Source organism: Dyella sp. PARNA 12/25 (genome assembly GCF_055702865.1).
Window position 1 is genome coordinate 1 of sequence record NZ_JBVQCI010000004.1, and the last position, 26,178, is coordinate 26,178.

Consider the following 26,178-nt stretch of genomic DNA (forward strand, 5'->3'; position numbering starts at 1 on the left):
TCAACAGGACAAGGATGTCCTGTCGAAAAGCCCGGCCGCCCCTCACGGACTGGCCGGCTTCACCGGCCAGCGCCAAGCGGGGGTGCCCTTCTCTTTGGTTACTTTCTGACGCGAAGCTAATCCCCGTGGGACTTTGGGCAAGCAAAGAAAAGTAACCCGGCCTACGGCAGGAGGTCGTAAGCCCGCCGTCCCACGGGGACTAGCTTTGCGTCGCAGGCGAGCCCGGTCGCGATAACGTCCCACGCGAACTAAAACCAATTCAGCAGATAGAAGCGTTGCCGCGAGCACCGCCCCTCACCCCAACCCTCTCCCCGGAGGGGAGAGGGAGCTAAGGGCGTCGCCTATTTGAGCAACGACCGCAACATCCAAGCCGTCTTCTCATGCTCCTTCAGGCGACCAGTCACGATATCGGCCGTACCTTCATCACCCGCAGCATCCGCCGCCTTGATCACCTGACGCGCCGTATGCGCAGCGATCTCGTGACCGTCAACCAGCTGGCTCACCATGTCCTTCCAATCCGGTACACCCGACTCCTCCTTGATCGAGGTGAGTTTGCCGAACTGGCTGTACGAGCCCGGGGCAAATACGTCCAACGTGCGGATGCGCTCGGCAATTTCATCGGCAGCCAGCCACAGTTCGTTGTACTGCGTCTCGAACATCGTGTGGAGGCTGTTGAAGTGGGGGCCGGTGATGTTCCAGTGGAAGCTGTGCGTCTTCAGATAGAGCGAGTACGTGTCAGCCAGCAGCTTGGAGAGGTCCTGACCGATCTGTTCCCGGTCCTTCTTGGCGATGCCGATAGAGATGCTCATGCGGTGCTCCTTTCGTAAGTGGTCGGTGGAACTTGGAGCCAGCTTAGAGAGGCGCTGCGAGGCGGTGAAATGAATGTTTCCGATCCCGGCGATAGGTGAGGGCTATCGGGATACACGGGCTCTCGGGCGGCGCAGCGGCTATCATGTGCGGTCCGATGACACAGCCCATACCTTCCAAGGCCGCTCCCGCGCAGGATTCGCGACTACGTTCGTTGCGAGATGCGCTCGATCATGTGACCAGTCGCGACTACGGTCGCCTGCTGGGCCGTTGGCGTGAGCTCTCGCGGCGCTTCGATGACAAGAAACTGGCCGCGCTGACTGCCGATATCGAAGCATCCAAGGCCAAACGGCAGTCTCGCGCTGAGGCGAAGCCGTCGATCAGGCTGGATGAGTCGTTGCCCATCACCGCTCGCGCGGATGAAATTGTAGAGTTGATCCGCAAGCACCAGATTGTGGTGATCGCAGGCGAAACCGGTTCCGGCAAGACCACGCAGCTGCCCAAGCTGTGCCTGGCGGCGGGTCGAGGCGAAGCGGGCATGATCGGTTGTACGCAGCCACGCCGGTTGGCAGCGCGTTCGATGGCGCGTCGCGTGGCGGAGGAGCTGGCGACGCCGTTGGGCGAGCAAGTGGGCTTCCAGGTGCGCTTCAACGACCAGGTGTCCGAGCGCAGCCTGATCAAGTTCATGACTGACGGCATCCTGCTTGCGGAAACGCAGGGCGATCCGTGGCTGAGCACGTATGACACGCTGATCATCGATGAGGCGCACGAGCGCAGCCTGAATATCGATTTCCTGCTGGGTTACCTGAAGCGGTTGGCGGCGAAGCGTCCGTCGCTGAAGATCATCGTGACCTCGGCCACCATCGATACAGCGCGTTTTGCCGAGCACTTCGAGGGTGCGCCGGTGGTGTCGGTGGAAGGTCGCGCCTATCCGGTGGAAGTGCGCTGGCGTTCCGTCGATGAGGTGGCCGCGCGTCGTGGCCAGCGAGCGGGCGAGCTGCAGCAGGGCGGCGCTGATCATGTGGCGGCGGTGCTTGACGAAATTACCCACGACGACCCGCGCGGTGACGTGCTGATCTTCCTGCCGGGCGAGCGTGAAATCCGCGATACGCACCTGCTGCTGTCGCGTCGCCAGTACCGCGAAACGGAGGTGCTGCCGCTGTATGCGCGCCTTTCGGCCGGCGATCAGGATCGCGTGTTCAAGCCGGGGCCCAAGCGCCGGGTGGTGTTGGCCACCAACGTGGCCGAGACCTCGCTTACGGTGCCCCGCATCCGCTACGTGATCGACTCAGGGCAGGCGCGCGTCAAACGCTACAGCCAGCGCAGCCAGCTGGAACGCCTGCATGTCGAGCCGATCTCACGCGCGGCGGCAGATCAGCGCAAGGGCCGTTGCGGTCGTGTGGGGCCTGGTACCTGTTATCGCCTGTACGACGAGGCGGATTACGAGAGCCGCGCCGCCTACACCGATCCGGAGTTGCTGCGTTCGTCGCTGGCCAATGTGATCCTGCGCATGCTGTCGCTGCAGTTGGGCGAGGTGGATCAGTTCCCGTTCCTGGAAGCCCCCGACCCGCGCGTCGTGGCGGATGGTTATCGTCGCCTTGCGGAAATTTCCGCGATCGACGATGCCCGCCGATTGACGCCGATCGGTCGCATCGTGGCCAAGCTGCCGATCGACGTGCAGCTGGCGCGCATGCTGGTGGAAGCGGAAAAGCTGCATAGCCTGCGCGACCTGCTGGCCATCGTGTCGTTCCTCAGCATCCAGGATCCGCGCGAACGCCCCGCCGACGCCCGCCAGCAGGCCGACACGGCGCACGCTGCGTTTGCCGATCCGAAATCCGATTTTGTCGGTGTGATCAACCTGTGGCGCGAGTACGGCAAGGCCCATGAGGACCTGACGCAATCGAAGTTGCGCGACTGGTGTTCGAGGAATTTCCTCAGCTTCATGCGCATGCGTGAATGGCGCGAACTGCATCGGCAGTTGTTGCTGGTGGCGCAGGAGCTTGGGTGGAAACTTGAGGCTTCTTCTCCAACCCCGCCGCGGAGCGAGGCGCACGGTGCAGGAACACCCGCACGAGGTGCAGCAAAGTCGAAGGCCGTTGCTGTTGAGCGCAAGCAAGGCAGGCAAGACTCCCGCGAGAATCCGTCTCTCCCTGCGCAGAACAAAGGCAGTGAAGACGAGGCGGCCCGCCAGTACGAAGCCATCCACCGCAGCCTCCTCTCCGGCCTGCCGACACAGGTCGGCCACAAGGACGAGAAGGGCATGTACCGCAGCACTCGCGAACGCCGCTTCCAGGTGTTTCCGGGCTCGGCCTTGTCGAAGGTGCCACCGAACTGGATCTTCGCCGCGCAGATTCTCGACGTCGGCGGTCGCGTGTGGGGCATGATGTGCGCCCGCGTCGAACCGGTGTGGATCGAGCAGCAGGCGGCGCATTTGTTGCGGTCGTCCTGCCGGGACGCGCACTGGTCGCGCAAGCGCGGTCACGTGGTGGCGTACGAACAGGTGAGTCTGTTCGGCCTGACCCTGGTCGAGCGCCGCCCGGTGACCTTCCTGCAGCAGGATCCGGCCCTGGCGCACGAGATCTTCCTGCGTGAAGCGCTGGTGCGCTGCGATATCGATGCGCGTGCTGACTTCGTGCGCGCCAATCAGCGCGTGCTCGAAGACGCCCGTGGCATCGAGGCCAAGCAGCGACGCGAAGGTCTGTTGCGTCACGAGGACGAGCTGGTCGGTTTCTTCGAAGGCAAGCTGCCGCAGGACATCGCCGACAGCCGCGCACTTGATGCGTGGTATCGCAAGGCGCGTCCCGCCGAGCAGGCGGCGTTGCGCTGGTCGCTCGATGATGTGATGAGCGGCGGCGCGGGGCTGGATCCCAAGGCGTTCCCAGCTTCATTGGAAGTACCGCCGAAAAAGTATCGCCTCGAGTACCGTTTCGTGCCGGGCGATGACGCGGATGGTGTGACGCTGCATCTGCCACTCGCCATGTTGAACGCCTTGCCCGCCGCGCGCTGCGAATGGCTGGTGCCCGGCTTGCTGGCGGAAAAAGTGGCGGAACTGATTCGTGGTCTGCCCAAGGCACTGCGACGCAACTTTGTGCCTGCACCGGATTTTGCGCGTGCGTTTGTCGAAGCTGAAGCACCGCGCGACGAGTCATTGACCAAGGCGCTGGCTGCTTTTCTGAAGCGTGCTACCGGCGTCGATATCGCGGCGTCGGCATTCGATGCGGTGGAATTGCCCGCGCACTTCCGCATGCGTTATCGCCTGCACGACGAGAATGGCAAGACCCTCGCGACGGGCCGTGACCTCGCCGCCATCCGCGCGCAATGGGAAGGGCAGGCGCGTGAAGCGTTCTCGCGCAAGACCGATATCGAGCTGACGCGCGAAGACATCGCCAGTTGGGATTTCGAGGAAATTCCCGCGCAAGTGCGCTCCGCCGGCGGATTGATGGCCTACCCGGCACTGGTCGACCTGGGCGATGCCGTCGCCTTGCGCGTGTTCGAACGCAGTGACGAAGCGCGCGAAGCTCATGTGCAGGGCGTGGTGCGCCTGCTGCGCAACGCACTTGCCACCGATATGAAGCAGGCGCGGCGTCGTCTGCCCGTCGGTAATCCGTTAGCGCTGAAATATGCACCGCTCGGTGGCGTCGATGGCTTGCGCGAAGATCTGGTGGAAGGCGGCTTCAGTGACCTGCTGCAACGTCACTCGCTGGATGTCCGTACCGCGGGTGCCTTCGAGGCGCTGCATACGCACGCGTCGCGCGAATTGTTCGGCGCGGCGGTGGAGCGCTTGAAGCTGGCCGAACCGATTATCGAGGCACAGGCCGAGCTCAAGCCATGGCTGGAGCCGCCGTTGATGGGTTTTGCGCGCGCCAGCTACGACGATTTGCGTGAGCAGCTGGATGGGTTGTTCGCGCCGGCATTCCTGCGCGAGCTGGCTACTTCACGGCTGCAACACTATCCGCGCTATCTGAAAGCCATGCGCCTGCGTGCGGAGCGCTTGCGCCAGGATCCGGCCAAAGATCAGCAGCGTCTGCTGCAGGTGTTGCCGTTCTGGCGCGAATACCTCAAGCATCGTGCCGCGGGCACTGAAGCGCTGGGCGAGTTGCGCTGGCTTATCGAGGAATGGCGCGTGTCGCTGTTTGCGCAGGAGTTGAAGACGGCGGAGCCGGTGTCGGCGAAACGTCTGACGCGCGCGCTCGAAAACCTGTCTTAAGGCGAGAACTCCCTGTAGGAGCGCACTCGTGCGCGACAGCCTACGAAGCGGCGACCATGAAACGCTGCGGTCGCGCACGAGTGCGCTCCTACATCAGGATCTCGGTATTACTTAGTACGTACCATGCTGGTGGTGTCGCTGCAGCCATCCACCGCTGCCATCCAGTTGCCCATCAGCGAGCGGCGAATCGTCACCTTCGCGTTGGTCGCGGTCATGCACGCCACTTTGGTGCTGTCCGCCTGCTTCCACACCTGTCCATTGTCCAGGGTGAACTCGGTGCTGCCGGTGAAGCCGGAAAACTGACCCTGGATACGAGCCTCGACCGGGCCAGCTTTTTCCTTGGGAGCATAGAACACCGGCTTTCCGCTCTGGTCCACCACCTTGGTAACCACCTTGCCGTGGCCGCTCAGCCAGGTGTCAAGGTTGTTCAGCTGGTCGGACGAGAGCTTGTCCAGGCCGGCGGCCTTGAATTCTTCCGGCGTCATGCGCTGCTGCAGCGGCACGTACTGGTCGGAAGCGAGGGACAAAGAGGGAATCACAAAAGCGGCACTCACGAGCAACGGCAGCAAGCGGGACAGACGCATGGGGCAATCCTCTCGAACGGGGAAAAATGTCGCTGCGGCAGCATACACGGCATGAACCGCCGGTTCATGCGGTACCCTGCCCATGCTGCACTAAAATATTGGTCATGGTCCAAGCCACCCTCAAGCCAAGCGCTGGTCTCGCCCAGTGGCGCGAACGCGCCGGTAGCGTGCCGTCCGTACTGGGCGACGCGCTGGACGTGTGCGAACAGCTGCCGGTCAATCAAAGCGAGAGCGTGGACGTGCTCGATCTGCTCGCCATGCTGGGCTGCGATGCGCAGACCCAGGCGGCGGCGCTGTGGTTCGATGTGGCGCATATCGCCCCGGCCCTGTGGGCGCAGCGCGAAGCGGGCCTGCCGGCGGAGCTGCAGCGTCTGGTCGGTGGCCAGTTGGCGGCTGAGCGGGTGTGGGCGCTACATGCCCAACATGGTGCCGACCATGGGGCGGAAGGCTTGCGCCGTCTGCTGCTGGCGATCATTCGCGACCTGCGCGTGGTGTTTATCCTGCTGGCGCGGCAGTTGGCGCGCATGCGCGCCGCCACGGGCCTGTCCGAGGCCGAGCGGCAAGAGCTGGCGCGTCTCACGCAGGATATTCACGCCCCGCTGGCAAACCGATTGGGTATCTGGCAACTGAAGTGGGAGCTGGAAGATCTCAGCTTCCGCTATCTGCAACCGGAGACCTACAAACGCATCGCGCGCCTGCTCGATGAGCGACGTGTCGATCGCGAGGAGTTCATTCGCGAATCGCTGAGTGTGCTGCACAACGCGCTGGACGCTGCCGACATCAAGGCGGATCTGGCTGGGCGGCCGAAGCACATCTATTCGATCTGGAAGAAGATGCAGCGCAAGTCGCTGGAATTCTCCGATCTCTACGACATACGCGCTATTCGTGTATTGGTGGACAGCGTGGCCGATTGCTATGGCGCGCTCGGCGTGGTGCACACACTATGGCCGCATCTGCCGGGTGAATTCGACGACTACATCGCTCGTCCGAAGGGCAACGATTATCGCTCGCTGCACACGGCGGTGATCGGTCCGCGCGGCAAAACGCTGGAAGTGCAGATACGCACCCACGAGATGCATCGCATCAACGAGCTGGGCGTGGCGGCGCACTGGCGTTACAAGGAAGGCGGCAGCGGCGACAGCGAGTTCGAGGCAAAAATCGCCTGGATGCGTCGCCTGCTCGAACCGCGTCCCGACAGCGAAGGCGATCTGGCCGCCGAATTGCAGACCGAGCTGCTGGAAGATCGCGTCTACGTGCTCACGCCCAAGGGCGAAGTGGTGGATCTGCCGCACGGTGCGACGGTGCTGGATTTTGCCTATCACGTGCACACCGAAGTCGGCCATCGCTGCCGCGGTGCCAAGGTCAACGGACGCATCGTCCCGCTGACCTTTCAGCCATCCAGCGGCGATCGCATTGAAATACTTACCGGCAAGGTGGCGGAGCCCAGTCGAGACTGGCTCTCGGCACATCACGGCTATCTGCACACCTCGCGTGCGAAGGAAAAGGTTCGCACCTGGTTCCGGCGCATCGCGCACGATGCCAATCTCGCGGCAGGGCGCGCCATCTTCGAAAAGGAGATCAAGCGCCTGGCCCTGCCGGCTGCCGACCTTGGCAAGCTGCCTGCGCACTTTCACCTGAAGACGCACGACGAACTGCTGGTGGCACTCGCGTTGGGTGAAGTGGCGCCGGGGCAGATCGCCCGCGTGCTGCAGGAAGCGGCGACGCCGCCACCGGCCGTCACCCAGTCAACTGCACCCACTGCGCCCCGACAGGCACTGCGCGACCACAGCGCGTTGCGCATCGAAGGTGTCGGCAACCTGCTCACCACGTTGGCGCGTTGCTGCCAACCGCTGCCGGGTGATTCGGTGCGCGGCTTCGTTACGCGGGGCCGCGGCGTGTCTGTCCATCGCGCCGATTGCCTGAGTCTGATGCGTTTGGCCAAACGCGACCCGGACCGCGTGATCGAAGTGGAGTGGGGCAAGGCCGCCGCCAGGGCGTACGAAGTGGATATCGAACTCCACGGCTACGACCGCAAGGGCTTGCAGAAGGACGTCACCAGCCTGATCAGCAACGCCAGCGCCCACATCATCGCCTCGTCCAGCCGTGTGGCGACCCACACCGGCGAGGTGGAGATGCGTTTCACCCTGCGCGTGCGCGACTTCGAGCAGCTATCCGGCTTGCTGGCCCGCTTGGTGGCCCTGCCCAACGTGATCGACGCGCGACGCATCAGCGGAGCCTGAACGACGCGCGTTTATCCCTCAGGGCACGGCTTGGCACGATGCTAAGCTGATACGGATACATCTCTCCTATCCCGAGAACCCATGAACGGACGCAAAGACCAGCACGAGCACGGGTCGCAGGGTCGCACCGAGCCCACCCTGGGCAATCTCGACAACCTGGATGAGCCTGCGAAGGCGCCCAAGGGCGACGACGGGCTACCCCCCTTCACGCTCGACTCGGACATGCTCCGCGCTGCCCCAAAGCGGCCAACCCCGCCACGCCATCGAAAGCGCGGCTGGCTGGTGCCGGTAGCGTTGCTGGTCGCCATTGGCGTGGGCACCACGCTGTGGATGCAGCAAGACCGGTTGCGTGGCCTCGTCCCCAGCACCGAACTCGATGGTGTGCTGGGCCGTGCGGAAACGGCACTGCAAGAAGGCCATCTGGATGGCAATGACGGCACCAGCGCGCGCGAGTTGTTCGAAGCCGCGCGCGCGTTGCAGCCCGATAACGATCGCGCCCGTGATGGCTTGCGCAAGGTGGGGCAGGCCGAAATCTCCCGTGCCGACGCGGCACTGCAGGCCGGCAAAGTGGACGAAGCCGATCAGGCCTTGGCCACCGCGCGCGAACTGCTGGGTGGCGGCAGCGATGTCGATCGCCTGGCGCAGGCCTTGGCCAGTGCGCGCAACGGTGCTGTGCCGACTGACCGTTTGATCGAGCAGGCGCAACAAGCGTTCGATGCCGGCAAGTTGGATGGCGACGATGGCGCAGGTGCCTTGTATCGCAAGGTGTTGACCGCCGATCCCAACAACGCCGTGGCTTCGCATGGTCTGGATAAAGTCGGCGATGCGCTGGCCGGTCAGGTGCACAAGGCGCTGGATGCCGGTGATCGCAGCACCGCTTCAGCCCTCGTCGACAAGCTTGCTGCGCTGTTGCCGAACTACGGCGAGCTGCCGGCGTTGCGTGCAGCACTGGTGCAGGTGGACCAGCAAGACAACGGTGCCCTGGCCGATATCCTGAAACAGGGGCAGGACGCGTTGCGTGCTGGCCGCATCACCGGCCCGGGCGACGACACCGCGCTGGCTTATTACAAGGCAGCGCTTGCCATGGCGCCTGACAACGCCGATGCCAAGGCTGGCCTCGGTCAGGTGGCACAGGCGCTGATCGTGCAGGCCAATGCAGCACTCGACAGTGGCGACACGGCTCACGCACGCCAGCTGCTCGAGCAGGCCGCCGACCTGGCGCCGCGTTCGGCCGATCTGGCTGCAGCGCGAGCACGCATGGGCGAAACACACAAGTCGGCCGCGTCAGTGGCGACCACCGAGCAAGACAACGGTGAAGCGCTGCAGCACCCCGCGCTTACCCCACAGCAGAGCGCCGACCTTGCACGCACGATTCAGCGCGGTGATGCCGCAGCTCGCGACGGCAAGCTGATGCTTCCCCCCGGCGACAGCGCTTATGACCTCTATCGTCAGGCGCTGGCGGTGGATGGCAACAATGAAGCGGCGCGCCGGGGTCTGGAGGCGCTGCCCAACATCGCCATCAGCCAGTTCAATCAGGCCATCGCCAGCGGCAACCTCGCCGTGGCGGCCAACCGCCTTGCCGATCTGGGTGATCTTTCTCCGGGCGGCGCCGCGCAGGGCGAGCTGCGCCAGCGGCTCGCCGGCGCCTGGATGGATCAGGCCGAGCAGCAGTTGCAGAGCGGTGATCGGGCCGGTGCCGCGCAGTCGCTGGATAGCGCACGCAAGCTCGCGCCGAGCAGCCCGCGTCTGGGCACGTTGATGGCACGCCTGCAATCGGGCTCTTAAGGAAGTACACATGTCCGTCGTTGTTGTTGGGGCCACCAGCCAGATTGGCCACTTCCTGCTGCCACGCCTGCGCGCGCACGGCGATCATGTGCTGGCGTTGAGCCGCAAGCCGCATCCGAGCAGCCCTGGCGTGGACTGGTTGCAAGGCGAGCTGCCCGGCAACGTGCCGGCCATGGGTCAACCCTCGGCGGTCATCAGCTTCATGCCGCTGTGGGTACTTGCCCAATGGTTGGCGAACGCTGATTTGCCGCCGAACACCCGCGTGATCGCCACCAGCTCCATGAGTGCCGAATCCAAGCAAGCCTCGGACGTGCCCGCTGAGCGCGCCGTGTCGCAGGCACTGCGCGATGGCGAGGCGGCGCTGGCCAAGGTCTGTGGTGAACGTGGCTATCTCTGGACCGTCTTTCGCCCCACACTCATTTATGGCGCGGGCCTGGATAAAAGCCTGACACCGGTCGCCCGGCGCGCCATGCGTTCGCGGATCTTTCCGCTGCCGGCCGGTCGCGGCATGCGCCAGCCCGTTCATGCCGATGACATCGCAGCGGCGGTGGTGGCTGCGCTGGATCGACCGGAAGCGGCCGGCCATGTGCTGCCGCTGGGCGGCGGCGAGCGGCTCACCGCCGGTGAAATGTTTGCCCGGGTGCGGCGCAGCCTGCCCGTGGCGACCCTGCCGATACCCATCCCCGCGCCGGTGCTGCGCCTCGGACGACATCTGGTGCCGCGGGTGCGCGGGCCGCTGACGCGACTCGAGGCTGACCTGGTTGCCGATAACAGCGAGCTGCAACGCCTTCTGGGCCTGTCGCAGCGGCCGTTCCGGCCGGATGCGGGTTGCTGGGTGGCACCACCGGCAGGCTAAAAATTGCCTCACCGTCATCCCCGCGAAGGCGGGGATCCAGCGCCTTTCGCTCTTTCCGCGGCGCATAAAGGCACTGGATCCCCGCCTTCGCGGGGATGACGGTGAGGGTAAATGGAGACGTCGAAGATGGCTTGGACCGGGGAAACAGACCCCATGGCGGCTGCAATGGCCCCTCGGACGCCACACCGCAGCCTCCTCCCGGCCACTAATCCCCATCGGCGTTCAGATGCCCGCCGGTAAGCAGGCCCTATGATCCCGGGGCCTTCCTGTTCAGGGTCTCCCTCCACTTGTCCTTCTTCGCCCGCCTCCGTTCGTTCCTCAGCGCCATCTGGCCCTGGGTCCGCATCCCGTTCTGGGTCTGTGTGGGGTTGCTGTTCGGCTTCGTGCTGCCGTACACGATGGTGCTGAACAAGCGCGTGCAGGACCGGTTCAACGACCTGGTCTTCGCGGTGCCCACGCGCATCTATGCGCGACCGCTGGCGTTGACTTTCGGTACCCCCATGACCTCCGGCGCTCTGGAGCTGGAGCTGACCTTTGCTGGCTACAGCAACGACGGCCATGGCCAGGTGGCCGGCACCTGGGCGAAGGATGGCAGCAACTACACCATCGCCTCGCGCGGCTATGCGGGCCCCGACGGCGGCGAAGTGCCCAAGCGCATCCGCGTGTCGCTGGGCAAGGGGCAGGTGGCCAGTGTCAAAGATCTCAGCACCAGCAAGGCGCTGGAGCTGACTCATCTTGATCCCGCGCGCATCGCCACGGTGTACGGCTCGCAGCAGGAAGAGCGCCGCATCGTGCGTTTGAATGACGTGCCGCCGCTGCTGCTCTCCGGCTTGCAGGCGGTGGAAGATCGAGACTTCAAGCATCACTTCGGCATCGACCTGACCGCCATCTTGCGTGCCTCGTTCGCCAACCTGCGAGCAGGCCATACGGTGCAGGGCGGCTCCACGCTCACCCAGCAGCTGGTGCGCAATCTGTTCCTCGATCGCGAGCAGAACTTCACACGCAAGTTCAACGAAGCGCTGATGTCGATCCTGATCGAAGCGCACTACGACAAGAGTCGCATCCTCGAGGCTTACGTCAACGAGGTGTTCCTGGGGCAGCAGGGCAGTCAGGCCGTGCACGGCTTTGCGGCCGCGTCGGAGTTCTACTTCGGCCGCCGCGTGGAGGACCTCAAGCCGCAGGAGATGGCGCTGCTGATCGGCATGGTGAAGGGACCAAGCTATTACGATCCGCGTCGTTATCCCGACCGCGCCATGTCGCGCCGCAATCTGGTGCTCGACCAGTTTTACGAAACGGGTCTCCTCTCGAAGGAAGACGCTGACGGCTTCAAGGCCACACCACTGGCCATCATCCCCAATGGACAGTTGCCGCATAACCGCTTCCCGGCCTTCATGCAACTGGTGCGCGAACAGATCACCAGCGACTTCGATGACGAAACGCTTTCCAACGGCAATCTGAGCATCTTCACCACGTTGGACCCTGCCGCGCAGGTCTATGCCGAGCAGGCCATCACCACCACCACCAACTCGCTCGGCAAGCGGGGTGAGGCGGCGCAGGCGGCGGCGGTAGTGACCGAGGCGCAGACGGGTGCGGTGCTCGCCATCGTCGGCAGCAAGCTGCCCGGCGATCAGGGCTTCAATCGCGCGCTCGACGCGCGTCGCCCGATTGGTTCACTGGTGAAACCGCTGGTGTATCTGGTGGCGCTGGCCAATCCGGAGCGCTGGAACCTCGGCAGTCCGGTGGAGGACTCACCGATCAGCATGCGTCAGCCCGATGGCAGCTACTGGACGCCGAAGAACGACGAGGGCGACTCGCATGGCGCCGTGCCGATGGTCGATGCGCTGGTGCATTCGTGGAATCTGGCCACCATCAATCTCGGCATGACGGTGGGTGTGCCGCGCATCAAGGCCTTCCTTGAATCGTTCGGCCTCACCGATGTGAATCCCAGCCCGTCGTTGTTGATTGGTGCGGTGGACATGTCGCCGCTGCAGGCGGCCCAGCTTTATCAGTACATCGCAGCCGACGGTCATGCCTTGCCGCTGCTGGCAGTGCGCGGCGTGGTCGACAGCAAGGGCCAGACCATCAAGCGTTACGAGGTAAAAACCGGGTCGGGCGAGTACCAGTCGGCGGTGCGCCTGGTGACCTGGGCCATGCAGCAGGTGGCACGTTCGGGCACGGCGGCGTCGATCGGTAGCTCGGGCCTTTCGTACCTCAATGCCGCCGGCAAAACCGGTACCAGTAACGACATGCGCGACAGCTGGTTTGCCGGCTTTACCGGCGATCACCTCGCGCTGTTCTGGATGGGCCGTGACGACAACAAGCCCAGCGGCTTGTATGGCGCCACCGGCAGCCTGCGTGCATGGCAGGAGTTGTTCCGCAAACTGCCGACGCGTCCGTTGTCGGCAGCGCCGGGTCAGGGTCTGGAAATGGCGTGGGTCAACACGTCGGATGGTCGTCGTTCGGAACAGGGGTGCGAAGGAGCGCGGCAAGTGCCGGTGGTCGCCGGTACACTGTCACAAGACGCCGAAGGCTGCTTCTGGCAGCACATCGGCAATCTTTTCGGCGACGGTGATGCCGCTCCCGCGCCGCCCCCCAGTGCCCCCACGCGAGACTGATCATGTTCCGTCCCTCCCTTCCTATGGTTGTTGCGCCCGCCGTGCTGGCCGTGCTGCTGACCGCTTGCGGCCAGCCCAACGTGCCTGCGCAGGCGACTCGCCCCACGGTGTCCGATGAGCAGATGCTGGCCGCGATCAACACGGCGGGCGAGCAGGAAAAATCCGCCATCGACGTGAATCCATTGCGTGATCCCGGCGTGGCTGCGCTGCAGGACGCCGCTGCGGGCGACGTGCGCGTAGGCAAGTACAACGACGCGGCGACCAAGCTCGATCAGGCGTTGAAGATCAGCCCCGACTCGCCCGACCTGCTGCAGGATCGCGCCGAGCTGGCCATTCGCCTGAAGGATTACGCCAGCGCCGAAAAATTCGCGCATCGCTCGTGGGAACTCGGCCCGCGCCTGGGCCCGCTGTGCGCACGCAACTGGCAGACCATTCTCGAAATGCGCCGGCGCGCGGGTGACGACGCGGGCGTCGCCACGGCTGCCAAGTGGGTGACCGAATGCCACAAGGATGGCGTTCAGCGCTTTTGATGCGACGCGGGGCGGGCCGTCTGGGCGCGCCCCCATCCTCAGTTTTCAGTGAGTAGTTGCACCAGCGCCGTGCGCCTGCGCGCATTGAGCCGTCGCATGGCGGCGATGACAGCACGCTCCTCGCTGGTCAGTGTCTTGTAGGCCGCGCCAGGCTCGCGCACCTCGCCGCTGGTAGGCACTCGCCCCAGCACCAGCCAATCCAGGCTGCACTCGAGCTCATCGGCGATGTCCGCCAGCCGCGTCATTTCGGGCATCGATTGCCCATTCAGCCATTGCCGCGCCGACTCCGACGACACCCCAAATTGCGTCGCCACGGTCGAGACGCGCGCGCGTCCGGCCGGGATGTCGGCCGCATCGCAGGCCTGCTGCAGGCGGTCTGCAAAGCCAGCGTAGGGGTTGGCTGTTTTCTTGGTAGGCAAGTTATACCTGGATTTGGCGAGCCCAATATCCAAGCCATTCTTGGGATTTGGTTCGGGAGTATTCCAAGTTTGACTTGTTTGACAGGTCGTGGTTGTTTCCATCCAGGGCGTGATGGCCCAAGGCTGCTCCCGTGCCCATCGGGAGACGTTCCCGCGCCGATGCTCGACCCACCCAAGAGCCCGGCCAGGGATCGCGCGGTACCTACCGGATCCGCAAGGGCGGTGCGCGCCAGGCTAGGCTGGCGCGCATCCGGCATCGCTGGCTACCGTCGTCGTTCTTCCATCAGGCCGACCAGATTGCCGTCGGGGTCGCGCAGAAACGCCAGCCACAAGGTGTGATCGGAAAGCTCGGCGGTGGGGTGTGGATCGCGCTCACCCGTGGCGCCACGGTCGAGCATGGCGCGGTAGGTGGCATCGATATCGCCAACTTTGAAGTACAGCACCGAGTTGCTGCCCACATTGCCGGCCCCTTGCGGCGTGGTGAGCATGAGCCGGATGCCGCCACTGTCCAGAAAAGCCAGTTGTGGGGCAGGGCGGAACAGGAAAGGCAATTCCAGAATATCGCGATAGAACGCCAGCGCCTTATCGACATCGCTGACGGTGATGGCGATCTGGCCGATGCCTGCAATGAGGGAAGCCATGGCAGTACTCCGCAGGGAGACTCGCCGAGTATAAGCAGGCCACAAACGCTTCGCGGTCATGCGCCTGCTCCGCCATACTTGGCGGATGATCGATCACCAGGACGTTGCAGCGCTGCTGGGCACGGAAGGCCCCTTCGCTCGCGAGCTACCCAACTTTGCGCCGCGCGCTGCCCAGCAAGAGATGGCGCGTGCCGTGCAGCACGCCATTGCCGAGCGCGAGACACTGGTGGCCGAGGCCGGTACCGGTACCGGCAAGACTTTTGCGTATCTGGTGCCCGCGCTGCTCTCTGGGGAGCGCGTGATTATCTCCACGGGTACCAAAGCGTTGCAGGATCAGCTGTATTTCCGCGACCTGCCGCGTGTCCGTTCGGTGCTCGACGCGCGACTGAAAACGGCGCTGCTGAAAGGGCGCGCCAATTACTTGTGCCTGTATCGGTTGGATCAGACCGTGCGCGAAGGCGCCACCTTCGATCGCACGCAGGCGGCGCAACTGGCGGCCATCCGCGCCTGGTCCGCGCGCACGCGTCGCGGCGACCGCATGGAACTGGCCGAGGTGCCGGAAGAATCGCCGATGTGGCCGCGCGTCACTTCCACGCCGGAAAACTGCCTGGGCGTGGAGTGCCCGTTCTACGACGACTGCCACGTGATCAAGGCGCGACGTGAAGCGCAGGAAGCGGATCTGGTCGTGGTCAATCACCACCTGCTGTTTGCCGATCTGGCGCTGAAGCAGGAAGGCTTCGGCGAAATCCTTCCCGGTGCGCATGCCTTCATTCTCGATGAGGCACACCAGATTCCGGAGCTGGCGGGGCAGTTCTTCTCGCAAAACATTAGCGCTCGACAACTCAGCGATCTGGCTCAGGACAGCCTCAGCGAATGCAACGGCGTCACCGGCGCTATCGGCCTCGTGCTGGAGCCGGTTGAAGCCTTGCAGGACGCGCTGCGCAACTTGCGTCTCGCCATGGATCCACTGCCCGAACGCGGGCCTTTCCATCAGCTAGAAGCCAGCGGCAGCATCCAGGGCGCCTTGCACGAGCTGCGCGAAGTACTTGCCGCGCTCACCGACGTGCTCGCTTCGCAGGCCGAACGTTCGCGCGGTTTCGCCAATGCGCATGAACGCGCCGCCGTGATCAGCGAACGCCTTGATCGCATCGCGGAGCGCGAAAGCGAGCGTGATGTGCGCTGGTACGAGTTGTTCCCGCGCGGGTTCGCCCTTCACGCCACACCCCTCGACTTGGCCGCGCCATTGCGAGCGATGCGCGAGCAAACGCAGGCGGCTTGGATACATACCTCGGCCACGCTGTCGGTTGCAGGTAGCTTCAATCACTTCGCACGCCAGCTGGGTCTGGAAGATCCGCAGACGCTGCAAGTGGAAAGCCCGTTCGATTACGCCACGCAGGCTTTGTGCTACCTGCCGGCAGGACTTCCCGACCCCTCCGCACGCGACTACACCGACCGCGTGCTCGATGCCGTATTGCCCGTATTGCATGCCTCGCACGGCCGTGCCTTCCTGTTGTTCACCTCGCATCGCGCACTTCGCCGCGCCGCCGAATTGCTGCAGGAAAAAGTGCCATGGCCATTGTTCGTGCAGGGCACGGCGCCGCGTCATCGTCTGCTTGAGGAATTTCGTGCGAGTGGCCACGGCGTGCTGCTCGGTGCGGCGAGTTTCTGGGAAGGTGTGGATGTGCAGGGCGAAGCGCTTAGCGTGGTGGTGATCGACAAACTGCCGTTTGCCGCGCCAGACGATCCGGTATTGCAGGCGCGACTGGAAGCGCTGGAGCACGCCGGCATCAACCCCTTCATGGGTTGGCAGGTGCCAAGTGCGGTGATTGCGCTCAAGCAGGGTGCAGGCCGCCTCATCCGCGATGTGCGCGATCGCGGCGTACTGGTGTTGTGCGATCCGCGCCTGACCACCAAGGGCTATGGAAAGCTGTTTCTCAATAGCTTGCCCGCCATGCCACGCACGCGAGAACTGAGTCAGGTACAGGCCTTCTTCGACGACGAAGTGGCATCGCCCGCCTAACTCGGCACTGGCATCCTGCTGCCAGAGGATCGACGATAGTCGGGATGTCTCATCCACCGAGGAGGCAACAGCATGGCCAAGGTCACCGGTTTGGGCGGCGTCTTCTTCAAGTCGCGCGACCCCAAGGCATTGAACGAGTGGTATGCCCAGCATCTGGGATTGTCGGTAGACGACTGGGGTGGCGTGCGGTTCGACGAAGATGTGTCACGCCCGGGTTACACCTTGTGGACGCCTTTCGCCGCGGATACGGGTTATTTCGGCTCAGGTACGCAGCCGTACATGATCAATTTCCGCGTGGACGATCTGCATGCGTTGCTGGCGCAGCTGCGCACCGCGGGCGTCACGGTGGACGAACGCGTCGAGGACACCGAATACGGTCGCTTCGGTTGGATCACCGATCCGGATGGCATGCGCATCGAACTGTGGCAGCCATCTGTCGAGAGAAGCGTTTAGTCCCGTAGCCCGGATGAAGCGCAGCGTCATCCGGGCATAGCGGCAATACGCGCGAATCCTGCTCCCGCCACGACTGTTGTAGGAGCGCACTTGTGCGCGACCGCGGCCTGACGGCTATCCGTGCCGTTTGATAATTTCTTCAGTGGCAGCGAAGACCGGGCAATGAGGTTCCAAACATGTGTCGGTCGCGCACAAGTGCGCTCCTACAAGTGAGGGTTACCGCTCGCTCATGCGCAGAGGCACGCCTTAGGTGCCCGCCATTTCCTGCAAGCGCTGCGCAGTGGCTTCATTAGCGGGCACAAACGCCTCCAGTGCCAGCTCGGCGAGGGTGATATCCATGGGTGTGCCGAAAACGGTGGTGGTACTGAGCATGGATAGCACAGTGTTGCCCAACGCCAACTCCATCGGCACGGCAATGGCACCGTTGGTGCTGATCGCTTCATGCGAGGCGCCGTCGTTGCCTCCAGGGTAGTTACGCAACTCCTGCAGCAGCGATATCAGTTCGGGATCGTGTGTTGCATCCACCTGCCGCCTCAGCCGGTCGAGCAGGTGAGCACGCCATACCGGCAGATTGTGGATATAGGGCGCGAGCCCCGATGGGTGCAGGCTGAGCCGCATCACGTTGATCGGCGGCTGCAGCCATTGCGGCACCAGGCCAGCGAGCAGTCGCTGTGTGGCCTGGTTGGCCTCGACCAGATTCCAGTGGCGATCCACTGCGAGCGCAGGATAGGGCTCCAAGCCCTTTAACAGCAGCTGGATGGTGCCGCGCACGGAAGCGAGTGCCGGATCGTCGAAGGGGCGTTCGCGGTAGGCCGGTGCAAATCCCGCCGCCACCAGTAACTGATTTCGTTCGCGCAAGGGAATGTCCAGGTAGTCGGCGAGTCGAAGAATCATGTCGCGGCTGGGCTGCGAGCGGCCGGATTCCATGAAGCTGAGGTGCCGCGTTGAGATCTCCGCGCCAGTGGCCAGGTCGAGCTGGCTCAGTCGGCGGTGGCGACGCCACTCGCGCAACAGATCTCCAACAGGGCGTTGCTGGACCGCCACAGCATTCATGCACAGGCTCCTCGTTGCATAAGGCGAGTGCTGATCATCCCACGGTACGGCGGCGTTGCCGTGCGTCGGGAGTCACGCGTATGTAGCGCCTTCGATAAACCTCTGCATGTCGCGTAGCAGGGGGCGCTGGTGAGTATGGAACATGCCGTGGGGTGCATCCGGGTACTCCACGTACTTGCATCCCGGCACCATGTTGGCGATGGCGCGACCGAACGTCACCAGTTCGCTGACGTCCAGCTGTCCATGGATCACCAGGGTGGGAACATCGATGCGCGGCAGCTCATCGCGCAGATCGGCCGTGACGCGGGTACGGAAGCACTCGGTCGCCGCATGCAGCGACGTACTCAGCATGATGTCGATGGTGCGGCGGATGATGCCTTCCGAGGTGTTGGTTTCGGTGGGCAGATAGAAGCCATCCGCACCCTCGGCCAGCCATTGGGGAAAGTCTGCGCGGATGGCGGCAAGCGCGGGATCGAAGGTGGAGGCCGGCAGCGGCTTGCCATGCGCATCGACGTAACACGGCGCCACCGGTGACAGTAGAATCACCCGCGAAACGCGCTTGCTGCCATGACGCGAAAGCAGACGTACACATTCGGCGGTACCCATGGAGTGACCGATCAGAGTCAGCTCCTGCAGGTCGAGGTGTTCAATCAATGCGGCGAGATCATCGGCGAGGCGGTCGTAACCGTAGCTGCCGCCAGGACGTTCCGAGCGACCGTGACCGCGACGGTCCATCGCAATGGTGCGCATGCCCAGTGCGTTGAAGTGCAGCATGTGCGACGCCCACATCTGGGAATCCAGCGCCCACGAATGAACGAACAGGATGGGCTTGCCGTGACCCCAGTCCTCATAGGCCAGGGTGACGCCGTCGTTGGTGGTGAAAGTTGGCATGGCGATATCTCCGGTGGGCGCGGGCGACCGATGCCGCCCGCGCCTATGAGTCAGATGACCTGCGGAACCTTGTCCAGGAAGCCGAACACCTGGCGGATGCGGCCGTTTTCCAGCGCGGCGACGTCGAAGCCGATCACCAGCGGCTCGGCATTGCCGGGCGCAGCGAGATGCCACTGAAAGCGCACGGTGTCGTGGTGTGCATCCACCGCGCCGGCGAGTTGAAAGCGGTGTCCCGGAAACATCTCCTGCACGGCGGCAATGGTGGCGTCGATGGCCTGCCAGCCTTTCGCGTCCACCATCGGGTCGGTGTAGCGGGCGTGCTCGGCATAGACATCCTCGATCAAGTTGCGGCGGCGCAGCGCATCGGTTTCGTTCCAGCTGTCGATATAACGTTCGGCGAGGGTGTGGGCGGCGTGGGTCATGGCGTATCTCCTTCGGTTCGTTGGTGTGCGCTCAGCTTGCGGCCCGTGCTGCATACAAGCGATTACCTGGGAGGTAACGGAATGCGGCCCGGCTTTCGCCACAACTCCTTCGCGAGATGGCCGAAGGGCGCCCCGTGGTTTGCCCGCTCAAGCGTTTTGATGCGGACTCCACGATGAGGAGTGCAGGTCATGGGAAGCTGGCTACGAGGCTGGACTGCGAAAGTGCTGGGCGTCGGTGCCCTGGCATTGCTGATGTTGCTGCCGCTGTGGAAGGTGCAGTCGCTGGTGGACGAACGGCAGGGTATGCGTCAGGCAGCGGTGGATCAGATTGCGCAGGGCTGGGGTGGTGAGCAGGTGCTGGGCGGGCTGGTGCTGGCAGTGCCTACGCGCGAGACGTTCACTGATGGTCGAACCAATGCACAGGGCGAATTGCTCCATACATCAAGTGAGCGCACAGATACGGCGCTGATGCTGCCCGATGCGGCGAACATGGACATTGCCATGTCGGTGGACAAGCGGCGCTATGGCATATACGAGGCACCGGTGTTCGCCTCCACCGTGCAGCTGCGCGGGCGATTCCCGGCGAATGAGCTCGCGCAACTGAGGCAACTCGACACCGCGACGTGGCAAGGCGACAAGGCGGAGTTGCGGTTGGTGGTCAATGACCTGCGCGGCTTGCAAGAAGTGACGGAGCTGCAGATCAATGGGAAGCCGCAGCGGTTCACGTCGTCTGCAGCGACCTTCGGTGGTAACTGGTCCACGGTGATCGTGCCGATTGATCTGGACGCCTTGAATGGGCAGCCCATTGAGTTCGTCATCAACTTGCGTTTTGCGGGTACACAGTCGCTGCAACTACTGCCGCTGGCGCGGACGATGGACGTGAAGATGCATGCGCCTTGGCCGGACCCCAGCTTCATGGGGGCTGCATTGCCAGTGGAGCGCACGGTGGACGCGCAAGGATTTTCGGCGCGCTGGCACATGCTGGATCTCAACCGTCGCTATGGACAGTTCTGGCATGCGAGCGATGGACGCATTGATGCCGCCGTGCGTGATTCGGCGTTTGGCGTGGCCTTGTTTCAGCCGGTGGACGTGTATCAGCGCAATGTGCGCGCGGGCAAATACGGCCTGTTGTTCATCACCATGACCTTCGTGGCGTTCTTTCTGTTCGAGGTGCTCAAGCGATTGCGCGTGCATCCGGTGCAATACCTGCTGATCGGCGCCGCACTCACGTCGTTCTACGTGCTGTTGCTGGCACTGTCCGAACAGATCGGGTTTGGTTTCGCTTACGCCATCGCGGCGGCGTCGGTAGTGCTGATCATGGGCGGCTATGCGAGCGCCGTGCTGGGGGCGCGGCGGGCCGGCCTGTTGCTGGGCGGTGCCCTTGGGCTGGTATACGCCATGCTGTATGTCGTACTGGCGGCAGAGCAGTACGCCCTGCTGATCGGCGCCATCGTGCTTGTCATCACCGTGGGCCTGTTGATGTACCTGACCCGGCGTATCGACTGGTATGCCGGCATGCCCAGCGCAGCCGAGCCGGCACCAGCTATCATGGAGCGGTCATGAACCTGCTTGCCCTCGAAACCTCCACCGAAGCCTGTTCCGTCGCCCTGATCCATGGCGACGAAGTGATCGCGCGCAGCGAAATCGCGCCCCGCCGCCATGCCGAGCTGGTGTTGCCGATGGCCGATACGTTGTTGGCCGAAGCGGGCCTGGGGCGCCATGCGCTCGATGTGATCGCCGTGGGCCGTGGCCCGGGTGCTTTCACCGGCGTACGTCTGGGCATTTCACTGGCGCAGGGCATGGCGTTGGCGCTGGACGTGCCGGTGATCACGGTCTCCTCGCTCGCCGCGCTGGCGTTGGAGGCTCCGGAAGACGATGCCACCATCCTCTCGGTTATCGATGCCCGCATGGGTGAGGTCTACGCGGCGAGCTATCGCCGCGATGACAACGGCGGTCTGGTAGCACTCGATGAAGAGCGCGTCTGCACGCCCGGCGCGCTGGTGCTTCCCAAGGCCAGCCGCTGGCATGTCGTCGGCACCGGCTGGAGCACTTACGCCGATGTCCTGCGCGGCCACCTCACCGGCGACCTGCTTTCTGCAGAAGGCGCCCGCTATCCACAGGCGCGTCACGTCGCTGAACTGGCTGCGCAGGAGTTCCTGGCGGGTCACGTCACCGCGCCCGAACACGCCTTGCCGATCTACCTGCGTGACAAGGTTGCCTTGACGCTGGTGGAGCAGGGCAAGGCCTGAAGCGCCCGGTTTTGCTGCACTAAACGCCGCCTGGGTGGCGTGTCAGCCGCTCTTTGCTTTGCTCGCAGCCGGCTTGTGCTTTTCGGCCGGTTTGCGTGCTGCCTGCTGCAGGCGATGCGCCTGCAGGATGGCAGGCAGCAAGCCTGGGAATCGCTGCTGGATTTCGTCGCAGCGCGTGCTGTTGAACATCTCCACGCCACGGCGCTCGCTGCGGATCAGGCCCGCTTCGCGCAAGGCGCGGAAGTGCTGGGACAGGGTGGACTTGGGAATGCAGCGATCGTCCATCTGCAGGAAGGCGGAGCAGGTGTTGGCGCGGTCCGCACAGGCCAGCTGTGCATAGATGGTGGCGCGCACGGGGTCCGAGAGGGCATGCAGGATGCCTTCTACGGTGATGTCATCGATGGACGGGTGGATCAGCGGCTTCATGGGGCCATTTTAGCAGCCCTTGAAAACTAGTTCATAAGTTCGTATGTTGCGAACTATAGAATTTAGCTATCCATCCGTACCCCAAACCCCAGCAGGAACCATCATGAGCAAGCTCAAAGGTAAAGTGGCTGTTGTTACTGGCGCCTCCAAGGGCATTGGCGCGGCCATTGCCAAGTCGCTGGCCGCCGAGGGCGCCTCGGTGATCGTCAATTACGCCTCCAGCAAGGCGGGCGCCGATGCCGTAGTCGCCGAGATCGACAAGGCTGGCGGCAAGGCCGTGGCGGTCGGCGGCGATGTCTCCAAGGCAGCAGACGCCAAAGGCCTCGCTGACGCTGCGGTCAAGCATTTTGGCCGTTTGGACATCCTGGTGAACAACTCGGGCGTGTACGAATTCAGCGCCCTCGACAGCATCACCGAAGAGCACTTCCATAAGCAGTTCAATGTGAACGTGCTGGGCCTGTTGCTGACCACCCAGGCGGCCGCGCGCCATATGGGTGAAGGCGGCAGTGTCATCAACGTCAGCTCGCTGGTGACACGCATCGTGCCGCCGGAAAGTGCGGTCTATACCGGCACCAAGGGTGCGGTGGATGCGATTACCGGCGTGCTGTCGCGTGAACTTGGCGCCCGCAAGATCCGCGTGAATGCGGTGAACCCGGGCATCGTGGAAACCGAAGGCACGCATGCAGCCGGCTTCATCGGTTCTGAATTCGCAGATCACGCCGTGTCGCAGACGCCGCTGGGGCGCATCGGCCAGCCGAAAGACATTGCCTCGATCGTTACCTTCCTGGCATCGGACGATTCGTACTGGATGACGGGTGAGCAGCTGTTCGCCGCTGGCGGCCTGCGCTGATCACAGCGAACCGTTGAGCACGCGCCCCGTTCGCGGGGCGCGTTGCATGCATGCGCTTGACGCCATCGGGCGGATGATCGTTTTTCAGCTTGCCTCTCGGAGCGGTCGTCATGCCCAGCACTGCGTTGGACAGGGGAGTGGTTACCATCCGCTCTGCCTACGATGTAGCGAGCAGCGTCAAGAAGATCACCGAGCTGCTGGAATCCCACGGCGCAATGATCTTTGCGCGTATCGATTTCAGCGGCGACGCGGCGCGCGCGGGGTTGACCATGCTGCCGGAGCAGATGCTGATTTTCGGCAATCCGAAATCCGGTACACCGCTGATGCAGGTGGAGCCCCTGGTCGGGCTGGATCTTCCCCTCAAAGTGTTGGTGTGGGAGGACGATCAGGGCTCAACGTGGCTGGCCTACAACACGCCGGACTACATCATGAATCGCCATAACTTGCCCGCGGCGATGGGAGCGCAACTTGCCGGTGCTCTGACGCTGCTTGAGCAGTTCGAGCGCTGAAAGAACGCTGCGAAATGCAACGTTCGGCGACGATTGCCGCCGAGCACCGTTAGTCGGAGCCCTCGACGATGTCGACCTGGCCTATCCAGTGCCGTTTGCGACGTGCAAGGCGAGACGCCGCATCTTCACCTTCGAAGCTGACCTCAGCGTGCCTGTACAGCGAAGCGTCGACATTGTCGATGGCATTCACACTCACCACGGCAAATAGCCGTCCATCGATAAGGCTGGTGGCGACGGGCACCACGCCGCATCGCGCACAGATGAGAAAATCCGCAGTGCGGGTACCGAAGCTGTAGCGCGACATGTGCGAAGGATGCTGCACCGTCACCTTGAGTCGCCCATCCGCATAGGCCGTCCATACACCGCCATGCTTCTGGCAGAACGAGCAATCACAGGCGCGGGCGGGAATCTCGGTGGGGTCAGGTTCCCACGCCAGCGCAAACGCGATGTTCCCGCAGTGGCACTTGCCGCGAATAAGCATGATGAGATCCGGCGTAGCAGATGCAGCAAGCGTAGCGGATCGGGCCGCTCAGAGCTGCCCGATCGCCAGCTGCACCAGCAGGCTGCTTACGGACACCGCTGCCCATACACCGAGGCCGAGCAGGATGGGGCGTGCGCCAGTGGATGCCATCTTGCGCAGATTGGCGGAAAGGCCGATGGCCGTTAGCGCCACGATGATCAGAAACTCAGCCGCCATGTGCAGCGCGGGCAAGATCGCCGCCGGCACCAGACCCGCCGTTCGCACACCCGAGGCCACCAGGAACCACAGGATGAACCAGGGGAAGATGCGGCGCAGGCTGAAATCGCTGGCGCCTTGCTTCTTCTGCTTCCACGCCACGGCAAACGCCAGCGCGAGCGAGATGGGAATGATCAACGTGGCACGAGTCAACTTGACGATGGTGGCGTAGTCGCCGGCTTCCTTGCTGAAGCTGTAGCCCGCTGCCACCACCGACGACGTGTCGTTGATGGCGGTGCCCGCCCACAAGCCAAAGCCAAGGTCGGAAAGGTGCAGCAGGTGGCCGAGCAAGGGGAACAGCAGCACCGCCACCAGATTGAAGAGGAAGATGGTGGAAATCGCGAACGCGGTGTCGTGCTCGTCCGGCTTGATGATCGGCGTGACGGCAGCAATCGCCGAGCCACCGCAGATGGCGGTGCCCACGCCGATCAGAATCTTCAGCTTGTCGTGCACCTTGAGCGCACGACCCAACAACCATGCTGTGAGAAAGGCGACGGTGATGGTGACGAGGGTGACCGACAACGATTCCAGACCCGTCTTAGCCACCTGATCAAGGCTGAGGCCAAAGCCCAACGCGATGATGGACCACTGCAGCACCTGCTTGCCGGCGAACTGGATACCCGGCGTATAGGTGCCGCTCGGTGCCACCAGATTGCGCACCAGAATGCCAAGCACGATGCCAAACACAGGCCCACCGATAATGGGCGCGATCCTGCCCAGCGCGAGGGCGGCCAAAGCGATGGCCACGGACAGCAGCAGGCCCGGCAGACGTTGAGCGAGGGTGGGGGTGGTAACGACGGAAGCAGCGGCGGCGTTCATGACAATCTCCTGCAATGCTGCGATTGTCCGCTTCCCTTCGCATCAAGAAAATTTTGAATTTCTGATTCGTGCTATAAGATTCGCTGATGATCAATATCAGCCCGCGCCAGCTCGAGGTGTTCGTGCAGATCGCTCGACTGGGCAGCGTACGGGCGGCGTCCGAGCAGCTGCACCTGACCCAGCCGGCAGCCAGCATGGCGCTGTCGGAAATGGAGCGGCAGCTCGACGCGCCCGTGTTCGCTCGTGAACGCGGCCGGCTGCGCTTGAATACGCGGGGCCGCGAACTGTTGCCCCTGGCGCAGGAACTGCTGGAGCGCTACGCGGAGTTCGGCCGCATCGGCACAGGCAGCGCGGATGAATTGGGCGGCGATTTGCGTGTGGGTGCCAGCAATACGGTGGGCAACTACCGTGTGGGCGAACTGTTGGGCGACTTCGTGCGCGCACATCCGTATGTTTCGGTGCGTCTGCGTGTCTCCAACACCGCGGAAATCGTCGCCTCCATGCTCGACCACGCGCTGGAGTTGGGGTGTGTGGAAGGCCCGGTGGCACATCCGTCGCTGGAAGTGCGCCCCTGGCGTGACGATGCGCTGGTGGTCTGTACTTCCCCGGATCATCCGCTGGCGCATAAACGCCGTCTCCAGCCGGAGGATTTCGCCGGCGCACGCTGGGTTTTGCGCGAACCGGGGTCTGCCACGCGCAGCTTGAGCGAGCGAGCCTTGACGGTGCTGCCAGCTGGCGAAACCGTGCTGGAACTGGATCAGGCCGAAGCGATCAAGCAGGCAGTCATCGCAGGTCTGGGCATTGCCTGCCTGCCCGAAGTAGCCGTAATCGACGCTGTGGCGGCAGGGCGCTTGAAAGTGCTCAAGACGCCCTTCCTCGATCTGCAGCGCAAGCTGTCGCTGTTGCTGCACCGGCAGCGTTATCGCGGTGCGTTGATCGAAGCGTTTCTGACGAGAGCGGGCGTCAGTCGCTGAGCGCTAGACGGACATCCGTCCTATGTCCGGAAGGCCACCACTGGAGCATGATGCGGCCTGGACTCGACTTGGGGAGCGTCGGGGACAGGGGG

23 protein-coding genes are annotated in these 26,178 nt (G+C 63.7%); 13 read left to right on the forward strand and 10 right to left on the reverse strand.

Going from position 1 to position 26,178, the window contains the following annotated elements; translation table 11 throughout:
* Nucleotides 1–341: 341 nt before the first annotated feature.
* Nucleotides 342–809, reverse strand: a complete 468-nt coding sequence (locus tag AC0GUR_RS10285) for a Dps family protein (protein WP_472877383.1) — start codon at nucleotides 807–809, stop codon at nucleotides 342–344.
* A gap of 155 nt (nucleotides 810–964) precedes the next feature.
* Here AC0GUR_RS10285 and hrpA point away from each other — a divergent pair, with 155 nt between their 5' ends.
* Nucleotides 965–5,014, forward strand: a complete 4,050-nt coding sequence (gene hrpA / locus AC0GUR_RS10290; RefSeq protein ID WP_472877384.1) for an ATP-dependent RNA helicase HrpA — start codon at nucleotides 965–967, stop codon at nucleotides 5,012–5,014.
* 107 nt (nucleotides 5,015–5,121) lie between these two features.
* On the opposite strand, the gene AC0GUR_RS10295 is transcribed toward hrpA, so the two are convergent.
* Nucleotides 5,122–5,598, reverse strand: a complete 477-nt coding sequence (locus tag AC0GUR_RS10295; protein WP_472877385.1) for a hypothetical protein — start codon at nucleotides 5,596–5,598, stop codon at nucleotides 5,122–5,124.
* Between the two features lie 104 nt (nucleotides 5,599–5,702).
* Here AC0GUR_RS10295 and AC0GUR_RS10300 point away from each other — a divergent pair, with 104 nt between their 5' ends.
* The 5 genes from AC0GUR_RS10300 to AC0GUR_RS10320 all read left to right on the forward strand — a co-directional run bounded on the left by AC0GUR_RS10300 (nucleotide 5,703) and on the right by AC0GUR_RS10320 (nucleotide 13,624).
* On the forward strand, nucleotides 5,703–7,838 hold the full coding sequence (locus tag AC0GUR_RS10300) for a RelA/SpoT family protein (RefSeq protein WP_472877386.1): 2,136 nt from the start codon (nucleotides 5,703–5,705) through the stop codon (nucleotides 7,836–7,838).
* Between the two features lie 81 nt (nucleotides 7,839–7,919).
* Entirely contained in the window at nucleotides 7,920–9,623 is a 1,704-nt protein-coding gene (locus AC0GUR_RS10305) for a YfgM family protein (protein ID WP_472877387.1), read from the forward strand.
* A gap of 10 nt (nucleotides 9,624–9,633) precedes the next feature.
* Nucleotides 9,634–10,479, forward strand: a complete 846-nt coding sequence (locus AC0GUR_RS10310) for an SDR family oxidoreductase (protein ID WP_472877388.1) — start codon at nucleotides 9,634–9,636, stop codon at nucleotides 10,477–10,479.
* 287 nt (nucleotides 10,480–10,766) lie between these two features.
* On the forward strand, nucleotides 10,767–13,094 hold the full coding sequence (gene mrcB, locus AC0GUR_RS10315; protein WP_472877389.1) for a penicillin-binding protein 1B: 2,328 nt from the start codon (nucleotides 10,767–10,769) through the stop codon (nucleotides 13,092–13,094).
* Nucleotides 13,095–13,096: 2 nt separating this feature from the next.
* On the forward strand, nucleotides 13,097–13,624 hold the full coding sequence (locus AC0GUR_RS10320; protein ID WP_472877390.1) for a tetratricopeptide repeat protein: 528 nt from the start codon (nucleotides 13,097–13,099) through the stop codon (nucleotides 13,622–13,624).
* A gap of 38 nt (nucleotides 13,625–13,662) precedes the next feature.
* Here AC0GUR_RS10320 and AC0GUR_RS10325 read toward each other — a convergent pair whose 3' ends face one another.
* Both AC0GUR_RS10325 and AC0GUR_RS10330 read right to left on the reverse strand, forming a co-directional pair.
* Nucleotides 13,663–14,043: a helix-turn-helix domain-containing protein gene (locus AC0GUR_RS10325; RefSeq protein ID WP_472877391.1), complete on the reverse strand. Its 381-nt coding sequence runs from the start codon at nucleotides 14,041–14,043 to the stop codon at nucleotides 13,663–13,665.
* Between the two features lie 263 nt (nucleotides 14,044–14,306).
* Nucleotides 14,307–14,684: a VOC family protein gene (locus tag AC0GUR_RS10330; protein WP_472877392.1), complete on the reverse strand. Its 378-nt coding sequence runs from the start codon at nucleotides 14,682–14,684 to the stop codon at nucleotides 14,307–14,309.
* A 58-nt stretch (nucleotides 14,685–14,742) separates the two neighbouring features.
* On the opposite strand from AC0GUR_RS10330, the gene AC0GUR_RS10335 reads away from it, so the two are divergent.
* Together AC0GUR_RS10335 and AC0GUR_RS10340 are read left to right on the forward strand one after the other, a co-directional pair.
* Nucleotides 14,743–16,704, forward strand: a complete 1,962-nt coding sequence (locus AC0GUR_RS10335) for an ATP-dependent DNA helicase (RefSeq protein ID WP_472877393.1) — start codon at nucleotides 14,743–14,745, stop codon at nucleotides 16,702–16,704.
* A 72-nt stretch (nucleotides 16,705–16,776) separates the two neighbouring features.
* Nucleotides 16,777–17,157, forward strand: a complete 381-nt coding sequence (locus AC0GUR_RS10340) for a VOC family protein (protein ID WP_472877394.1) — start codon at nucleotides 16,777–16,779, stop codon at nucleotides 17,155–17,157.
* 246 nt (nucleotides 17,158–17,403) lie between these two features.
* Here the strand turns inward: AC0GUR_RS10340 and AC0GUR_RS10345 are convergent, their stop codons facing one another.
* The 3 genes from AC0GUR_RS10345 to AC0GUR_RS10355 form a co-directional block, all read right to left on the reverse strand.
* Nucleotides 17,404–18,210, reverse strand: coding sequence for a helix-turn-helix domain-containing protein (locus AC0GUR_RS10345; protein WP_472877395.1), 807 nt, complete (start codon nucleotides 18,208–18,210; stop codon nucleotides 17,404–17,406).
* Between the two features lie 72 nt (nucleotides 18,211–18,282).
* The gene (locus tag AC0GUR_RS10350) at nucleotides 18,283–19,101 is read right to left on the reverse strand and encodes an alpha/beta fold hydrolase (protein ID WP_472877396.1); all 819 of its coding nucleotides are present in this window, start codon (nucleotides 19,099–19,101) and stop codon (nucleotides 18,283–18,285) included.
* Between the two features lie 50 nt (nucleotides 19,102–19,151).
* Nucleotides 19,152–19,523, reverse strand: a complete 372-nt coding sequence (locus AC0GUR_RS10355) for a nuclear transport factor 2 family protein (protein WP_472877397.1) — start codon at nucleotides 19,521–19,523, stop codon at nucleotides 19,152–19,154.
* A 189-nt stretch (nucleotides 19,524–19,712) separates the two neighbouring features.
* On the opposite strand from AC0GUR_RS10355, the gene creD reads away from it, so the two are divergent.
* The gene (gene creD, locus AC0GUR_RS10360; RefSeq protein WP_472877398.1) at nucleotides 19,713–21,086 is read left to right on the forward strand and encodes a cell envelope integrity protein CreD; all 1,374 of its coding nucleotides are present in this window, start codon (nucleotides 19,713–19,715) and stop codon (nucleotides 21,084–21,086) included.
* Nucleotides 21,083–21,772, forward strand: a complete 690-nt coding sequence (gene tsaB, locus AC0GUR_RS10365) for a tRNA (adenosine(37)-N6)-threonylcarbamoyltransferase complex dimerization subunit type 1 TsaB (protein ID WP_472877399.1) — start codon at nucleotides 21,083–21,085, stop codon at nucleotides 21,770–21,772. The genes creD and tsaB overlap by 4 nt, the downstream gene beginning before the upstream one ends.
* Nucleotides 21,773–21,814: 42 nt before the next feature.
* On the opposite strand, the gene AC0GUR_RS10370 is transcribed toward tsaB, so the two are convergent.
* Nucleotides 21,815–22,198, reverse strand: coding sequence for an ArsR/SmtB family transcription factor (locus tag AC0GUR_RS10370; protein WP_472877400.1), 384 nt, complete (start codon nucleotides 22,196–22,198; stop codon nucleotides 21,815–21,817).
* Nucleotides 22,199–22,301: 103 nt separating this feature from the next.
* On the opposite strand from AC0GUR_RS10370, the gene AC0GUR_RS10375 reads away from it, so the two are divergent.
* Both AC0GUR_RS10375 and AC0GUR_RS10380 read left to right on the forward strand, forming a co-directional pair.
* Nucleotides 22,302–23,048 (forward strand): glucose 1-dehydrogenase, encoded by a 747-nt coding sequence (locus AC0GUR_RS10375; RefSeq protein WP_472877401.1) that lies wholly within the window; start codon nucleotides 22,302–22,304, stop codon nucleotides 23,046–23,048.
* A gap of 110 nt (nucleotides 23,049–23,158) precedes the next feature.
* Nucleotides 23,159–23,557 carry a DUF302 domain-containing protein gene (locus AC0GUR_RS10380; protein WP_472877402.1) on the forward strand — a complete coding sequence of 133 codons (399 nt, stop codon included), beginning with the start codon at nucleotides 23,159–23,161 and terminating at the stop codon, nucleotides 23,555–23,557.
* Between the two features lie 49 nt (nucleotides 23,558–23,606).
* Here the strand turns inward: AC0GUR_RS10380 and AC0GUR_RS10385 are convergent, their stop codons facing one another.
* Both AC0GUR_RS10385 and AC0GUR_RS10390 read right to left on the reverse strand, forming a co-directional pair.
* Entirely contained in the window at nucleotides 23,607–24,038 is a 432-nt protein-coding gene (locus AC0GUR_RS10385; protein WP_472877403.1) for a GFA family protein, read from the reverse strand.
* Nucleotides 24,039–24,086: 48 nt separating this feature from the next.
* A complete protein-coding gene (locus AC0GUR_RS10390; RefSeq protein WP_472877404.1) occupies nucleotides 24,087–25,112 on the reverse strand; it encodes a YeiH family protein in 1,026 nt (341 codons plus the stop codon).
* A gap of 86 nt (nucleotides 25,113–25,198) precedes the next feature.
* On the opposite strand from AC0GUR_RS10390, the gene AC0GUR_RS10395 reads away from it, so the two are divergent.
* Nucleotides 25,199–26,086, forward strand: a complete 888-nt coding sequence (locus AC0GUR_RS10395; RefSeq protein ID WP_472877405.1) for a LysR family transcriptional regulator — start codon at nucleotides 25,199–25,201, stop codon at nucleotides 26,084–26,086.
* Nucleotides 26,087–26,178 lie beyond the last annotated feature (92 nt).

Coding starts and splice junctions, on each gene's coding strand:
- AC0GUR_RS10320 (WP_472877390.1), top strand. CDS start 13,097: ATGTTCCGTCCCTCCCTTCCTATGGTTGTTGCGCCCGCCGTGCTGGCC.
- creD (WP_472877398.1), top strand. CDS start 19,713: ATGGGAAGCTGGCTACGAGGCTGGACTGCGAAAGTGCTGGGCGTCGGT.
- AC0GUR_RS10345 (WP_472877395.1), bottom strand. CDS start 18,210: ATGAATGCTGTGGCGGTCCAGCAACGCCCTGTTGGAGATCTGTTGCGC.
- AC0GUR_RS10335 (WP_472877393.1), top strand. CDS start 14,743: ATGCGCCTGCTCCGCCATACTTGGCGGATGATCGATCACCAGGACGTT.
- AC0GUR_RS10310 (WP_472877388.1), top strand. CDS start 9,634: ATGTCCGTCGTTGTTGTTGGGGCCACCAGCCAGATTGGCCACTTCCTG.
- AC0GUR_RS10285 (WP_472877383.1), bottom strand. CDS start 809: ATGAGCATCTCTATCGGCATCGCCAAGAAGGACCGGGAACAGATCGGT.
- AC0GUR_RS10385 (WP_472877403.1), bottom strand. CDS start 24,038: ATGCTTATTCGCGGCAAGTGCCACTGCGGGAACATCGCGTTTGCGCTG.
- AC0GUR_RS10300 (WP_472877386.1), top strand. CDS start 5,703: ATGGTCCAAGCCACCCTCAAGCCAAGCGCTGGTCTCGCCCAGTGGCGC.
- AC0GUR_RS10305 (WP_472877387.1), top strand. CDS start 7,920: ATGAACGGACGCAAAGACCAGCACGAGCACGGGTCGCAGGGTCGCACC.
- AC0GUR_RS10380 (WP_472877402.1), top strand. CDS start 23,159: ATGCCCAGCACTGCGTTGGACAGGGGAGTGGTTACCATCCGCTCTGCC.
- AC0GUR_RS10340 (WP_472877394.1), top strand. CDS start 16,777: ATGGCCAAGGTCACCGGTTTGGGCGGCGTCTTCTTCAAGTCGCGCGAC.
- AC0GUR_RS10390 (WP_472877404.1), bottom strand. CDS start 25,112: ATGAACGCCGCCGCTGCTTCCGTCGTTACCACCCCCACCCTCGCTCAA.
- AC0GUR_RS10355 (WP_472877397.1), bottom strand. CDS start 19,523: ATGACCCACGCCGCCCACACCCTCGCCGAACGTTATATCGACAGCTGG.
- AC0GUR_RS10295 (WP_472877385.1), bottom strand. CDS start 5,598: ATGCGTCTGTCCCGCTTGCTGCCGTTGCTCGTGAGTGCCGCTTTTGTG.
- AC0GUR_RS10370 (WP_472877400.1), bottom strand. CDS start 22,198: ATGAAGCCGCTGATCCACCCGTCCATCGATGACATCACCGTAGAAGGC.
- AC0GUR_RS10395 (WP_472877405.1), top strand. CDS start 25,199: ATGATCAATATCAGCCCGCGCCAGCTCGAGGTGTTCGTGCAGATCGCT.
- hrpA (WP_472877384.1), top strand. CDS start 965: ATGACACAGCCCATACCTTCCAAGGCCGCTCCCGCGCAGGATTCGCGA.
- AC0GUR_RS10330 (WP_472877392.1), bottom strand. CDS start 14,684: ATGGCTTCCCTCATTGCAGGCATCGGCCAGATCGCCATCACCGTCAGC.
- AC0GUR_RS10375 (WP_472877401.1), top strand. CDS start 22,302: ATGAGCAAGCTCAAAGGTAAAGTGGCTGTTGTTACTGGCGCCTCCAAG.
- AC0GUR_RS10350 (WP_472877396.1), bottom strand. CDS start 19,101: ATGCCAACTTTCACCACCAACGACGGCGTCACCCTGGCCTATGAGGAC.
- tsaB (WP_472877399.1), top strand. CDS start 21,083: ATGAACCTGCTTGCCCTCGAAACCTCCACCGAAGCCTGTTCCGTCGCC.